The 14,570-nt window shown below is 59.5% G+C and carries 9 protein-coding genes; 7 read left to right on the top strand and 2 right to left on the bottom strand.

Annotated features, from left to right (window positions below; genetic code table 11):
• Positions 1-131: 131 nt before the first annotated feature.
• Positions 132-2,045 carry a bifunctional 5-dehydro-2-deoxygluconokinase/5-dehydro-2-deoxyphosphogluconate aldolase gene (locus tag CWM52_RS17955; RefSeq protein WP_100685350.1) on the bottom strand — a complete coding sequence of 638 codons (1,914 nt, stop codon included), beginning with the start codon at positions 2,043-2,045 and terminating at the stop codon, positions 132-134.
• Between the two features lie 527 nt (positions 2,046-2,572).
• Here CWM52_RS17955 and iolD point away from each other — a divergent pair.
• From iolD to CWM52_RS17915, 7 genes are all read left to right on the top strand, one after another.
• The gene (gene iolD, locus CWM52_RS17945; RefSeq protein ID WP_100685348.1) at positions 2,573-4,513 is read left to right on the top strand and encodes a 3D-(3,5/4)-trihydroxycyclohexane-1,2-dione acylhydrolase (decyclizing); all 1,941 of its coding nucleotides are present in this window, start codon (positions 2,573-2,575) and stop codon (positions 4,511-4,513) included.
• A 47-nt stretch (positions 4,514-4,560) separates the two neighbouring features.
• Positions 4,561-5,574: a Gfo/Idh/MocA family protein gene (locus CWM52_RS17940; RefSeq protein WP_100685347.1), complete on the top strand. Its 1,014-nt coding sequence runs from the start codon at positions 4,561-4,563 to the stop codon at positions 5,572-5,574.
• Between the two features lie 126 nt (positions 5,575-5,700).
• Positions 5,701-6,600, top strand: coding sequence for a myo-inosose-2 dehydratase (gene iolE / locus CWM52_RS17935; protein WP_100685346.1), 900 nt, complete (start codon positions 5,701-5,703; stop codon positions 6,598-6,600).
• Between the two features lie 748 nt (positions 6,601-7,348).
• Positions 7,349-8,257: a dihydrodipicolinate synthase family protein gene (locus CWM52_RS17930; protein ID WP_100685345.1), complete on the top strand. Its 909-nt coding sequence runs from the start codon at positions 7,349-7,351 to the stop codon at positions 8,255-8,257.
• A gap of 14 nt (positions 8,258-8,271) precedes the next feature.
• Positions 8,272-10,239: a YjhG/YagF family D-xylonate dehydratase gene (locus CWM52_RS17925; protein WP_100685344.1), complete on the top strand. Its 1,968-nt coding sequence runs from the start codon at positions 8,272-8,274 to the stop codon at positions 10,237-10,239.
• Between the two features lie 359 nt (positions 10,240-10,598).
• Positions 10,599-11,978, top strand: coding sequence for a glycoside-pentoside-hexuronide (GPH):cation symporter (locus CWM52_RS17920; RefSeq protein WP_100685343.1), 1,380 nt, complete (start codon positions 10,599-10,601; stop codon positions 11,976-11,978).
• Positions 11,979-11,990: 12 nt separating this feature from the next.
• On the top strand, positions 11,991-13,610 hold the full coding sequence (locus CWM52_RS17915; protein ID WP_100685342.1) for a glycoside hydrolase family 43 protein: 1,620 nt from the start codon (positions 11,991-11,993) through the stop codon (positions 13,608-13,610).
• Positions 13,611-13,614: 4 nt separating this feature from the next.
• On the opposite strand, the gene CWM52_RS17910 is transcribed toward CWM52_RS17915, so the two are convergent.
• Positions 13,615-14,373 (bottom strand): IclR family transcriptional regulator, encoded by a 759-nt coding sequence (locus tag CWM52_RS17910; RefSeq protein ID WP_100685341.1) that lies wholly within the window; start codon positions 14,371-14,373, stop codon positions 13,615-13,617.
• Between the last annotated feature and the right edge of the window lie 197 nt (positions 14,374-14,570).

Here is a 14,570-nt window from a genome sequence, read left to right as displayed (position 1 = left end):
ATGAAAGGAATATAACTTCCAGTGTACCAAATGAAGCGAATTTTTCATTTTTTGCGATGAAATACGCGATTCATTTCACGAAGAAACAGAAAAAAACCCGCACCGGGAGATGTGGGCGGGTTTTATCGCGGTTAACCGCGGGCTTCGCGCCAGTAGCCGATGAGCGTCAGGTAGTTGCGTTTCACCTCGCCAATCAGCGCCTCATCGCTCAGCTCGCCCGCCATCCAGAGCCGTGACGGCTGGCCAAAGATGGTGCGCCCGACGGCGAAGCCTTTGATGATCGGGTGGCTGGCGGCCTCGGCAAACCCGGCGCGCAGCCGATCTGACGGCGCATCGAGGCCAAGGAGCAGGATCCCGCGACACCAGGGATCTTCGCGCGCGATAAGGTCAGCTATCTTTTCCCAACTGGCGCCGGAGAGCGGCGGCAGTTTCCACCAGTCTGGCTGAATGCCGAGCCGGTAAAAATGTTCCAGCATCGTGTGATAGTGGCGCTCGTCTTTATCCGGGCCGTTTTCCGGCAGGATCACCTCCAGCAGCAGCTCGTGCCCGGACTTGTTGCAGGCCTGCCAGACTTCCAGCAGCAGCGCATCCTGCTCCGCGCGCAGCGGCGCCGGATCTGCCGGATGATAGAAGACCAGGCATTTCACCACATGCTCCAGCGGCCAGTCGATCAGCTGAGATCCAATGTTGCCGTGCTCCAGACGCAGCGGGCGCGAACCCGGCAGCTCGACCGGACGACCAATCCACCAGCCTTTGCCAGTAATGGCGTTCAGCGCGCTCTGACCGTAGGTGCCGTCGGCGAGAATACCGCTCCGCTGTTCCAGCCCCGCCTCTTTGGCGGCGGCTTCGGCGGCGGCCAGCAGCAACAGCTTAAGGCGGGGAATAGAGGCCGGATCGCACCCGGTTTCATCGGCCAGATCGGCCAGCTGTTTACGATGATCAAAAGCGAAGATGCACAGTTCCGGCCACGGCTGACGGCGACTGGTGACGCGGTGTAAATGGTTTAAGCGCGCGTCGATATCCGGACGCGGGACGGATTCCGCCCGCAGCAGATAATCATCCAGCTCGACTTTGGTTGGCATCGCCGGCGCACAACCGTGACGCGAGACCACCAGCGCGCCGCAGGCGTTGGCGTAACGACAGGCCTGCTCCCAGCCTTCGTCATTCAGCCAGCCGCGCAGCAGACCGGACATAAAGGCATCCCCCGCGCCCAGCACGTTGAGTACATCGACCCGCACCCCCTGCTGAAGCGGAATGCCGTCCCAGCTATCGGGAATATCGCCTTCCAGCACCACGCAACCCATTGGACCCCGTTTGCAGACCAGCGTCGCTTTGGTCGCATGGCGGACATTTTTCAGCGCGGTCAGCGTATCGGTGCTGCCGCCGGCGATATGGAACTCCTCTTCTGTCCCGACCACTAAATCGAACAGATGGAGCACTTCCTGAAGCTGACTGGTGACCGGACCGGATTCGATGAAACGCGTTTCACCGTCTCCCAGCGAGGTCAATCCCCACAGCACCGGACGATAATCGATATCCAGCGCGGTGCGCAGGCCGTGACGGCGGGCGTACTCCAGCGCCTTCAATACGGCCGCACGGGTACTGGCATGAGAAAGGTGGGTGCCCGTTACCGCCAGCGCACGGGAAGAGGCGATGTACTCCTCATTAATATCCTCAGGCACCAGCGCCATATCGGCACAATTATCACGGTAAAAAATGAGCGGGAAGGTCTCCTGATCTTTAATTCCCAGCATCACCAGCGCGGTGAGACGCTGTTTATCCGTGATCAGGTATTCGGTATCGACCCCGGCCCGGCTGAGCGTTTCGCGTAAAAAACGGCCATTATGCTCATCGCCGACGCGCGCCAGCATGGCAGATTTTAATCCCTGAATGGCGGTGCCAAAGGCGACGTTGCCGGAAGATCCGCCCAGATATTTAGAGAAACTGGCAACATCTTCTAGCCTTGCGCCAATCTGCTGGGCATAGAGGTCGACAGCCACCCGGCCAATACAGATGACGTCGAGCCGCTTTACTGCTGCATTCATAGCTAGGGTTTCCTTTTACATATCTGCTGTACGGAAGGGTCGGAATGCCGACAAGGTCTCCACACACAGCCTGAGGGTGAACGGTTATTCCTAGTTTGAGAAATAAATATTTCATTTGCAAATGAGATCGAAATTAAAAAACCAAAAGTGTGAGGGATCTACCACTCTGCCGCGCCAGGCCCCGTTCGGCAAAGGATCGGCGGCGCGGGTGACACCTGGTGCGACATGGTCCGGTGAGAGCCTGCTTTATACATGATTTTAAAAGGGATATTTAAGCAGCCATGCGCCCTGAGCGGCCGAGGGCGGGGCGGCTGACGGGCGTGAAACGGGTGAAACAGGGAGAGAGTTTGATCCTTCTCGCAAAATGAAATATTTTTTCTGTATTTCTATTTAATGAAAAAAATGTTTGCCTATAATCCAGAGGTATTCCAGTGGACGTTAACGATTTCCCGCAGCTGTGACAAGCATGTAGCACGGGGAAAACGCGCTAACCCACACACAAATACTGAAAATAAGGATTGTGCAAGATGGGCAAACTGAGACTGACAGTGGCACAGGCGCTGGTGAAGTTCCTTGATAACCAGTTTCTCGAAGTCGATGGCGAAGAGCATAAATTCGTAAAAGGTATTTTCGCCATCTTCGGCCACGGCAACGTGCTGGGGCTGGGCCAGGCGCTGGAACAAGACAGCGGCGAAATGCGGGTCTACCAGGGGCGCAACGAACAAGGTATGGCGCATGTCGCCACCGGTTTTGCCCGCCAGTCTCTGCGCCGCCAGATTATCGCCTGCACCTCCTCCGTCGGTCCGGGCGCGGCCAATATGATTACCGCCGCCGCGACGGCCACCGCCAACCGCATTCCTCTGCTGCTGCTGCCCGGCGACGTGTTTGCTACCCGTCAGCCGGACCCGGTGCTGCAACAGGTTGAACAGAGCTATGACCTGAGCATCAGCACCAACGACGCCTTCCGGGCCGTCAGCAAATACTGGGACCGCATCACGCGCCCGGAACAGCTGATGAGCGCCTGCATTAACGCGATACGCGTCCTGACCGATCCGGCGGAAACCGGCGCCGTGACCCTCTGTCTGCCGCAGGATGTGCAGGGCGAGGCCTGGGATTATCCCGTTTCCTTCTTTGCGCGCCGCGTGCATCGGCTCGATCGCCGCCCGGCCAGCGCCGCCCAACTGGCGGATGCGGTCGCGGCCATTAAAGCCAGCCGTAAGCCGCTGATTATCTGCGGTGGCGGCGTGAAATATGCCGGTGCCGGCGAGGCGTTGTCCCGCTTCGCCGAACGTTATGGCGTGCCCTTCGCCGAAACCCAGGCCGGGAAAGGGGCGGTGGTCTCCTCGCATCCGCTGAACGTCGGCGGCGTCGGGGAAACCGGCTGCCTGGCCGCCAATCTGCTGGCGAAAGAGGCCGATTTGGTTATCGGTATCGGTACCCGCTTTAGCGATTTTACCACCTCATCAAAATGGCTGTTCCGGCACCCCGGCGTGCGCTTTCTGAACGTGAACGTCAGCAACTTCGACGCCTGGAAACTCGACGGCATCCCGCTGCTGGCCGATGCCCGCGAAGCCCTGACGTCGCTGGACAGCGCGCTGGCCGACGAAGGCTGGCAGGCGGGCTGGGGCGCGCAGATCGACAGTGCGCAGAGCCGTCAGCTGCAAGAGACTCAGCGTGTCTATCAGGCCGTCTGGCAGGAAAAGGCTTTTGTCCCTGAAATCGATGATGCCCTCGATCGCGAGTCGGTGTACCGGGAATTTCGCCAGATAACCGACTCCACGCTGACCCAGAGCAGCGTGCTGGGGGTACTCAATGAGACGCTCGCGGCGGATGCGGTGATTGTGGCGGCGGCGGGCAGCTTGCCTGGGGATCTACAGCGCGTCTGGCGCAACCGGGCGCCCAACACCTATCACGTAGAGTACGGCTACTCCTGCATGGGCTATGAAGTGAATGCCGCGCTGGGCGCGAAGCTGGCGCAACCGCACAGCGAAGTCTATTCCCTGGTCGGAGACGGCTCTTTCATGATGCTGCACTCTGAGCTGGTGACCTCGTTGCAGGAGCAGGCGAAGATCAACGTTGTACTGCTCGACAATATGGCCAACGGCTGTATCAACAACCTGCAGATTGGCCACGGTATGGGCAGCTTCGGCACCGAGTTTCGCTATCGCTCAGCGGAAAACGGGCAGCTGCGGGGCGGCCTGATGCCGGTCGATTTCGCCACTATTGCGGCGGGCTATGGCTGTAAAACCTGGCGCGTCACTACCCTGAGTGAGCTGCGTCACGCCCTGGAGGCCGCGCGTCGCGAGACGGTCAGTACGCTGATTGATATTAAAGTGCTGCCGAAGACCATGGTGCATTCCTACGGCAGCTGGTGGAACGTCGGCGTCGCCCAAACTGCCTTGTCAGAACGTATTCGTAAAGTTGCTGAAATGATTAATGAAAAACGCGCCGAAGCGCGCGATTACTAAAACAGAATACTCACCTTGAACTCTACAGAATCATGGAGAAAACCACTATGTCACTCAAATTAGGTGTCATCGGCGCTGGCGCCATCGGTAAAGAACATATCCGTCGTTGCACCCAGGTCTTACAGGGCGCCACCGTGGTGGCGGTGTCCGATATCAATGTGGAGAGCGCGCGTGCGGCGGTGGCGCTGCCGGGCGTGCAGGCGGAAATCTACACCGACGGCCACGATGTTATCCAGTCCAGCGATGTCGACGCTATCCTTGTTACTTCGTGGGATCCGACGCACGAAGAGTATACCCTCGCGGCGATCGCCGCCGGCAAACCGGTGTTTTGCGAGAAACCGCTGGCGATGAGCGCGGAAGGCTGCCGTCGCATTGTCGATGCGGAAATGAAAGCGGGCCGTCGGCTGGTGCAGGTCGGCTTTATGCGCCCTTACGATGAAGGCTACCTGGCGCTGAAAAAAGTCATTGATGATGGCGATATCGGCGCGCCGCTGATGCTGCATTGCGCGCACCGTAACCAGTCGGTCGGTGAGAACTACACCACCGACATGGCGATCACCAACACTCTGATCCATGAGCTGGATGTGCTGCGCTGGCTGCTCAACGATGACTATCGCTCGGTACAGGTGCGCTTTCCGCGCTCCACCTCCCATACCCATCCGCGTCTGAGAGATCCGCAGATTGTCTCCTTCGAAACGCGTAAAGGCACCCTGATTGACGTCGAAGTGTTCGTCAACTGCCAGTACGGCTACGACATCCAGTGCGAAGTGGTCGGGGAAACGGGGATTGCCCGTCTGCCGGAGCCGTCGGCTATCCAGATGCGTAAAAGCGCCAACCTGTCGACCGCGATCCTCACCGACTGGAAAGATCGTTTTATCAAAGCCTACGACGTGGAGCTGCAGGCCTTTATCAATGATGTGAAAGCCGGCCAGCTGCAGGGACCGTCGGCGTGGGACGGCTATGCGGCCTCCGTCGCGGCCGATGCCTGCCTGCAGGCGCAGGAGAGCAGCGAACCGGTCGCGGTGACGCTGCCCGAGTGCCCGGCGTTCTACCAGCGCTAATCGACACTCTGCTTACGCCACGGTCAACGCTCGCGCGCCGTCCGGCAAACCGGCCGGTCGCGACGGGCATAAACCTCTCGAAGATAAATCGCCGCGTCGCCAGGATGCGGCGGCAGGAGCAATCTTATGAACCAAGATAACGTCAAGCTGGCCATCGCCCCGATTGGCTGGACCAACGATGATATGCCTGAGCTGGGCTGCGAAAATACCTTTCAGCAGATTGTCAGCGAAATGGCGCTGGCGGGGTTTAGCGGCAGCGAAGTGGGCAGCAAATATCCGCGCGATCCGGCGGTGCTGAAGCCGATGCTGGATATTCGCGGCATGCAGATCTGCAATGCCTGGTTCAGCACCTTTTTTGCCAACGGGCAGCGGGAAAAGACCATCGATGAGTTCGTGAATCACATGAATTTCCTGCATGCGATGGGGGCAAAAGTGATTGGCTGCTCCGAGCAAAGCGGCAGTATTCAGGGGCTGGAAAAACCGATTATCGGCGAGGCAAAACCCTGCTTTAGCGAGGAAGAGTGGCAGCGTGTCGCCGAAGGTTACAACACGCTGGGGCGCCTGGCCGCCGGGTATGGCATGCAGGTGTGCCTGCACCATCATATGGGGACCGGTATCCAGACCACCGCAGAGATCGACAAATTTATGTCGCTGGTCGATGACAACGTCTTCCTGCTGTTTGACACCGGACACGCCTGGTATTCCGAAGGGGGCGAAGCGCCAATGCTGGCGATCCTCCAGAAATACCTGCCGCGTATCAACCACGTGCACCTGAAAGACGTACGTCCGCCGGTGATTGAACAGGTCCGTCGCGAAGGGCTGTCGTTCCTTGATGGCGTGAAAAAGGGCACCTTCACCGTGCCTGGCGATGGCGTGATTGATTTCCGTCCGGTGTTCAAACTGCTGGATGATTTTGGCTACAAAGGCTGGATGGTGGTTGAAGCCGAACAGGATCCCGCGCTGGCTAACCCCTTCGAATATGCCCTCAAAGCGCGGAAATACATTCGGGAAACGGCAGGAATCTAATCGTTGATCCACTTTCAGGCCACACCGCGCTGTGGCCTGTTTTTTCCGCTTTACGTGCCGCGCCATAAACGCGTCCATACCAGGCTAACACCTTGATCATTCCACTCGCCCAGCCCTTCGCCTGCCATGCGGGCCGCATCGCGAATACAGCGTCTCCTGCAATCCAGAAACCTCCCCCGGTGGCGCTGCGCTTACCGGGGCTACGTGGGAGGGTAGCCCGGATAAGGCGCTCGCGCCGCCATCCGGGGTTCCCGCCACCGGGGAATTCCCACCACACCCGAAAATATCCCCCGGTGGCGCTACGCTTACCGGGGCTACGTGGGAGGGTAGCCCGGATAAGGCGCTCGCGCCGCCATCCGGGGTTCCCGCCACCGGGGGGCCACCACACCCGAAAATATCCCCCGGTGGCGCTGCGCTTACCGGGGCTACATGGAGGGGAGCCCGGATAAGGCGCTTGCGCCGCCATCCGGGGTTCCCGCCACCGGGGGGGCCACCGCGGCCCGGAAATATCCCCCGGTCGCGCTGCGCTTACCGGGGTTACAGTCGGTGCCGGTGCGTAACCCGGGGGAGGTGGGGGCCGGGTTGTTGTGCGGATAGGGTGTTGCAGCATTTTGTGATCCAGTCTGAAAAACGTGCACTTGCGTCCATCGCCCCATTTACCTTCTCTTTGCCGGCGGCATAGTATGGTCATTAAATAAAAGAACACTGTTCTATAATGTAGAACAATGTAATTCAGCAAGGAGATCTCATGCCGCAAACCGTGCAGTTTTCGGGGATTATTCCGCCCGTCTCCACCATTTTTACCGCCGATGGCCAGTTCGATAAACCGGGCACCGCCGCGCTGATCGACGATATGATCGCTGCGGGCGTCGATGGCCTGTTCTTCCTCGGCAGCGGCGGGGAGTTCTCGCAGCTCAACGCCAGCGAGCGCAAAGCCATTGCCGCCTTCGCCATCGCCCACGTCGACCGCCGGGTGCCGGTGCTGATTGGCACCGGCGGCACCAACGCCCGGGAAACCATTGAACTCAGCCAGCACGCGCAGCAGACCGGTGCCGACGGTATCGTGGTGATTAACCCCTATTACTGGAAAGTCTCTGAGCCCAACCTGATTCGCTACTTCCAGCAGGTGGCCGACAGCGTCACGCTGCCGGTGCTGCTGTATAACTTCCCGGCCTTGACCGGCCAGGATCTCACACCCGCGCTGGTCAAAACTCTCGCCGACTCGCGCAGCAATATTGTCGGCATCAAAGACACCATCGACTCGGTGGCCCATCTGCGCAGCATGATTGAGACGGTGAAACCGGCGCACCCGCGCTTTGCGGTGCTGTGCGGTTTCGATGACCACCTGTTTAACACCCTGCTGCTGGGTGGCGACGGGGCCATCTCGGCCAGCGGCAACTTTGCCCCGCAGATTTCGGTGAAGCTGCTGCAGGCCTTCCGCGACGGCAACCTGGCGGAAGCCGCGCGCTACCATCAGACGCTGCTGCAGATCCCGCAGCTGTACCAGCTGGATACGCCGTTTGTGAATGTGATTAAAGAGGCGATCGTGCTGTGCGGGCGGCCGATCTCCACGTATGTGCTGCCCCCGTCCTCTGCGCTGGATGAGGCGAAAAAGAGACAGCTCAAAACGCTGCTACAGCAGCTCAGACTCTGCTAAACCGGAAAATGAAGATGGCAATAGAGACGATTTTCACTCCCCAGGATGATGCGTTTTATGCGGTCATCACCCATGCCGCCGGTCCGCAGGGGGCGCTGCCGCTGACGCCGCAAATGCTGATGGAATCGCCGAGCGGCAATCTGTTCGGGATGACGCAAAACGCCGGCATGGGCTGGGACGCCAACAAGCTCACCGGTAAAGAGGTGTTGATTATTGGCACCCAGGGCGGGATTCGCGCCGGCGATGGCCGCCCGGTAGCGCTGGGCTACCACACCGGCCACTGGGAAATTGGCCTGCAGATGCAGGCGGCAGCCAAAGAGATTACCCGCAACGGCGGGATTCCTTTCGCCGCCTTCGTCAGCGACCCGTGCGATGGCCGCTCCCAGGGCACGCACGGCATGTTCGACTCGCTGCCGTACCGCAACGATGCGGCGATCGTGTTTCGGCGGCTGATCCGCTCGCTGCCGACGCGCCGGGCGGTGATCGGTGTCGCCACCTGTGATAAAGGCCTGCCGGCCACGATGATCGCCCTGGCGGCGATGCATGATCTGCCGACGATTCTGGTTCCCGGCGGGGCGACGCTGCCGCCGACCTTCGGCGAAGACGCCGGTAAAGTCCAGACCATCGGCGCGCGCTACGCCAACCATGAGCTGTCGTTGCAGGAGGCCGCCGAACTGGGCTGTCGCGCCTGCGCTTCGCCGGGGGGCGGCTGCCAGTTTTTAGGCACGGCGGGCACCTCGCAGGTGGTGGCGGAAGCGCTCGGCCTGGCGCTGCCGCATTCGGCGCTGGCGCCATCGGGGCAGGACGTCTGGCTGGAGATCTCTCGCCAGTCGGCGCGGGCGGTGAGCGAACTGGATAATCGCGGTATTACCACGCGCGATATTCTGACCGATAAGGCTATCGAAAATGCGATGGTTATCCACGCGGCGTTCGGCGGTTCGACCAACCTTCTGCTGCACATCCCCGCCATCGCCCATGCGGCGGGGTGCACCATTCCTGATGTCGCACACTGGACGCGAGTCAACCGCAACGTCCCGCGACTGGTCAGCGTGTTGCCGAACGGGCCGGACTACCACCCGACGGTGCGGGCTTTCCTCGCCGGCGGAGTACCGGAAGTGATGCTGCACCTGCGCGATCTTGGCCTGCTGCATCTGGACGCGATGACGGTGACCGGCCAGACGGTGGGGGAAAACCTCGACTGGTGGCAGACTTCCGAGCGGCGTGAAAAATTCCGCCAGTGTCTGCGCCAACAGGACGGCGTCGATCCGGATGATGTGATCCTCCCGCCGACGCGGGCGAAAGCCAAAGGACTCACTTCCACGGTGGCCTTCCCGGTCGGCAATATTGCGCCGGAAGGATCGGTGATCAAAGCCACGGCGATCGATCCGTCGGTGGTGGGCGACGACGGCGTGTATCGCCATACCGGACGGGCGCGGGTATTTGTCTCTGAGGAGCGGGCGATCAAGGCTATCAAAAACGGCGAGATCGAGCGGGGCGATATTATGGTGGTGATCGGCGGTGGACCGTCCGGCACCGGCATGGAAGAGACCTATCAGCTGACCTCGGCGCTGAAACATGTCTCGTGGGGGAAGACGGTGTCGCTGATCACCGATGCCCGTTTCTCCGGCGTGTCGACCGGCGCCTGCTTCGGCCATGTCGCCCCGGAGGCGCTGGCGGGCGGGCCCATCGGCAAGCTGCGCGATAACGATGTCATTGAGATCGTGGTCGACCGTCTGGCTTTAACCGGCAGCGTCAACTTCATCGGCACGCCACAAAAGCGGCTGACGGCGCAAGAGGGGGCGGCGGAGCTGGCGGCAAGAGCGCCGCATCCCGATCTGCACGCCCATGATTTTTTACCCGACGATACCCGCCTGTGGGCGGCGCTGCAATCGGTCAGCGGCGGGACCTGGAAAGGCTGTATATACGACACAGATAAAATTATTGAGGTTATTAACGCCGGTAAAAAAGCACTCGGTATTTAATTAATTTCAGGTTCAATGTCGTCTGCGGAAATATTCCGCGGACGGCTTTTTCGTGCCTGCGTTAAATATATTTTTGGCTATATTTTATTTTTTATAACCATTTAAAAATAAAGACGAAAAAATATTATCACCTTCCCTTTTTTATAACGATGGCAATCACAAAAACCAAAAAACATAATTCATAAATTAAAAATGGCCATTGCCGTAAAAATGCACATCTTCTTACACTCTATTAACACGAAAACGTGAACAGTAAGCACACGGATCATGGGTGATTTCCTGACGTTGCAGCGGGTACGTATTCCCTTTTCAGGTCCCTGACGTTTGCGCCATTCCACTCATTGGGGTTGGGGATAAATATGCAATTAACCATGAAAGATAAAATCGGCTACGGGCTGGGCGATACCGCGTGCGGTTTCGTCTGGCAGGCGACGATGTTTCTGCTGGCCTATTTCTACACCGATGTGTTTGGCCTCTCCGCCGGTATTATGGGGACGCTGTTTTTGGTTTCCCGCGTGCTGGATGCCGTCACCGATCCGCTGATGGGGCTGCTGGTGGACCGCACCCGTACCCGCTACGGTCAGTTCCGCCCGTTCCTGCTGTGGGGCGCCATTCCGTTCGGCATCGTCTGTATGCTGACCTTCTACACGCCGGACTTTTCCGCGCAGGGCAAAATTATCTATGCCAGCGTGACCTACATTCTGCTGACGCTGGTCTACACCTTCGTTAACGTCCCCTACTGCGCGATGCCGGGGGTGATTACGGCGGATCCGAAAGAGCGCCATGCGCTGCAATCATGGCGCTTTTTCCTCGCCGCCGCCGGGTCGCTGGCGATTAGCGGGATCGCGCTGCCGCTGGTTGGTTTTATTGGCAAGGGCAACGAACAGACAGGCTATTTTGGCGCGATGTGCGTGCTGGGGCTGATTGGCGTGGTGCTGCTGTACGTGTGCTTCTTCACCACCAAAGAGCGCTACACCTTCGATGTGCAGCCGGGCGCATCGGTGACGAAAGATCTTAAGCTGCTGTTCGGCAATACCCAGTGGCGCATCATGTGTGCTTTCAAAATGATGGCGACCTGCTCCAACGTGGTTCGCGGCGGGGCCACGCTCTACTTCGTGAAATACGTGATGGACCATCCGGAGATGGCGATGCAGTTCCTGCTCTACGGCAGCATCGCCACCATGTTCGGTTCGCTGGCCTCTTCGCGCCTGCTGGGACGCTTCGATCGGGTGAAGGCCTTTAAAGCGATTATCGTGATTTACTCTCTGATTAGCCTGCTGATTTTCGTCACTCCGGCGGACTATATCGCGCTGATTTTCGCGCTCAACATTGTCTTCCTGTTCGTCTTTAACACCACCACGCCGCTGCAATGGCTGATGGCCTCAGACGTGGTGGATTACGAAGAAAGCCGCAGCGGGCGACGTCTCGACGGGCTGGTTTTTTCCACCTATCTGTTCAGCCTGAAGATTGGCCTGGCCATCGGCGGCGCGGTCGTGGGCTGGATTCTGGCCTACGTGAACTACTCCGCCAGCAGCAGCGTGCAGCCGGTTGAGGTATTAACCACCATCAAAATCCTGTTCTGCGTGGTGCCGGTGGTGCTCTATGTCGGCATGTTCATCATGCTCTCACTGTACAAACTGAGCGACGCCCGGGTTGAGGCCATCAGCCAGCAATTACGTCAACATCGCGCGGAGCAGGAAGAGGATGTTTCTGCCGCCGCTGCCGCGACATCCCATTAAGCAGGAGGCAATATGTATACGATTACTAACCCTGTTCTGACCGGGTTTAACCCGGACCCGTCAATGTGCCGCCGGGGCGAGGATTACTACATCGCGACGTCCACCTTCGAGTGGTTTCCGGGGGTGCGCATTTACCACTCGCGGGATTTGAAAAACTGGTCGCTGGTGAGCACGCCGCTGGACCGCGTATCGATGCTGGATATGAAAGGCAACCCCGACTCCGGCGGGATCTGGGCGCCGTGCCTGAGCTACGCCGACGGGCTGTTCTGGCTGCTGTATACCGACGTGAAAATCGTCGATTCGCCGTGGAAAAACGGTCGCAACTATCTGGTCACCGCCCCCTCCATTGAAGGGCCGTGGAGTGAGCCGATAGCGATGGGCAACGGCGGTTTCGACCCGTCGCTGTTTCACGATTCGGACGGACGTAAATACTATATTTACCGGCCGTGGGGGCCGCGTCACCACAGCGACCCGCACTGCACCATCGTCCTGCAGGAGTATTTCCCGCAGACGCAGACCTTGTCGAAGACGCGAAAAACCCTGTTTACCGGGACGGCGCTGCGCTACACCGAAGGGGCCCATCTGTATCACAAAGAGGGCTGGTACTATCTGCTGGTGGCCGAAGGCGGCACCAGCTATGAACATGCGGTGGTGGTACTGAGAGCGAAAAATATCGTCGGGCCGTATGAACTGCACCCGGACGGGACGCTGATGACCAGCTGGCATCTGCCGGAAAATCCGCTGCAAAAAAGCGGCCACGGTTCGCTGCTGGAGACGCACACCGGCGAATGGTATATGGCCTATCTCACCAGTCGCCCGCAGCGCTTACCCGGCGTGCCGCTGCTGGCCTCCGGCGGGCGCGGCTACTGCTCGCTGGGGCGGGAAACCGGCATCGCGCGCATCGCCTGGCACGACGGCTGGCCGTCGGTGGAAGGGGGCAAACACGCGCAGCTGAACGTGCCGGGGCCGCAAATGGCCGAAAGCCGTGTCGTGGCTGACGAGCGCTGGCGGGACGCGTTCCACGGCCCGACGCTCAACCCGGAGCTGCAAACGCTGCGTATCCCCTTCGACGAGACCTTGGGCTCGCTGCATGCCCGGCCAGGTTTTCTGCGCCTGTATGGCAACGATTCGCTCAACTCGACGTTCACCCAGTCCACCGTCGCCCGGCGCTGGCAGCACTTTGCCTTCCGCGCCGAAACGCGGATGGAGTTTGCTCCGGAGAATTTTCAGCAGAGCGCTGGCTTAACCTGCTATTACAACAGCAAAAACTGGAGCTACTGCTTCGTTGACTATGAAGAGGGGCAGGGCAGAACCATTAAGGTATTGCAGCTTGATCACAACGTGCCGTCGTGGCCGCTGCATGAACGTCCGATTGCGGTCCCGGATGCCGCGCAGAGCGTGTGGTTACGGGTTGATGTCGACCATCTTGTCTATCGCTACAGCTACTCGTTTGACGGCGAGCAGTGGCACACCGTGCCGGTGGAATATGCCGCCTGGAAGCTGTCGGATGATTACATCGGCGGGCGCGGGTTCTTCACCGGCGCTTTTGTCGGCCTGCACTGCGAGGATATCAGCGGCGATGGCTGCTATGCGGATTTTGACTACTTTAGCTATGAGCCGGTAGTCGGATAAGTCTTCAGGCCGGGTAGCCCAGCGCTTTTGACAGCTGGCGCCCGGCCTCTTCCAGCAAGGCGCGGTAACGCGCGAGCTCGGCTTCATCGACGCGGGAGGTGAGCGTGGACAGGCTCAGCGCGGCAATGACCCGCGATTCATGGTTCCACACCGGTACCGCCACGCAGCGCACGCCCTGCTCATTCTCTTCGCTGTCCTGCGCATAGCCCTGGGCGCGGGTTTGCGCCAGCGCCGCCAGCAGCGCCTCGCGGGAGGTCAACGTCGCAGGGGTAAACGGCGTGTACTGATAGCCCTCCAGTAGGGTATTTTGCTCCGCCTCGCTCAGCCAGGCGATCAGCACCTTACCGATCGCCGTTGCGTGGATGGGGAGCCGACGGCCGATGCGCGAGTAGGCGATGGCGGCGAGCCTGCCTTCGATTTTCTCGATGTAGACGCCTTCGTGGCCGTCAAGAATGCCGAGGTGGGTGGTCTGCCCGGTGCGCTGCGAGAGATCCGTCAGCCAGATTTTCGCCTGCTGGCGAATATCCATCGTCCCCACCACGAAATGACCGCGTTCGACCAGCTTCATGCCCAGGCGGTATTTATCATTTTCCGGGTTCTGATCGATATAGCCGTGCAGCTGTAAGGTTTTGAGCAGCGAATGGAGGGTGCTTTTACTCAGGCCCATCTGTTTACTGATGTCGGTTATCTTCAGTTCCGTGGCTTGTTCGTTAAACAGGTCGAGGATCGTCAGGGCTCGTTCAACAGACTGAATAATAGGCATAATGCACGACTGCTCACGCTGGGAGGGAAGGTGAAAACGTACCCTTTTTACGCTGGAAAATCAAACGGCTGGCGTGAAAAGGGCGAGCGATATCACCTCAGGGAACACGTTCCCGGATGGCGGGAACCCCGATGGCGGGAACCCCCGGATGGCGGCGCGAGCGCCTTATCCGGGCTACCCGTCTCATGTCGCCCCGG

Source organism: Raoultella sp. T31, from assembly GCF_002806725.1.
In the GTDB taxonomy this organism is placed as follows: Bacteria; Pseudomonadota; Gammaproteobacteria; order Enterobacterales; family Enterobacteriaceae; genus Klebsiella; species Klebsiella electrica.
This window is presented reverse-complemented; position numbering and strand designations above follow the sequence as displayed.

Coding starts and splice junctions, on each gene's coding strand:
- CWM52_RS17915 (WP_100685342.1), top strand. CDS start 11,991: ATGTATACGATTACTAACCCTGTTCTGACCGGGTTTAACCCGGACCCG.
- iolD (WP_100685348.1), top strand. CDS start 2,573: ATGGGCAAACTGAGACTGACAGTGGCACAGGCGCTGGTGAAGTTCCTT.
- CWM52_RS17940 (WP_100685347.1), top strand. CDS start 4,561: ATGTCACTCAAATTAGGTGTCATCGGCGCTGGCGCCATCGGTAAAGAA.
- CWM52_RS17930 (WP_100685345.1), top strand. CDS start 7,349: ATGCCGCAAACCGTGCAGTTTTCGGGGATTATTCCGCCCGTCTCCACC.
- CWM52_RS17955 (WP_100685350.1), bottom strand. CDS start 2,045: ATGAATGCAGCAGTAAAGCGGCTCGACGTCATCTGTATTGGCCGGGTG.
- iolE (WP_100685346.1), top strand. CDS start 5,701: ATGAACCAAGATAACGTCAAGCTGGCCATCGCCCCGATTGGCTGGACC.
- CWM52_RS17925 (WP_100685344.1), top strand. CDS start 8,272: ATGGCAATAGAGACGATTTTCACTCCCCAGGATGATGCGTTTTATGCG.
- CWM52_RS17920 (WP_100685343.1), top strand. CDS start 10,599: ATGCAATTAACCATGAAAGATAAAATCGGCTACGGGCTGGGCGATACC.
- CWM52_RS17910 (WP_100685341.1), bottom strand. CDS start 14,373: ATGCCTATTATTCAGTCTGTTGAACGAGCCCTGACGATCCTCGACCTG.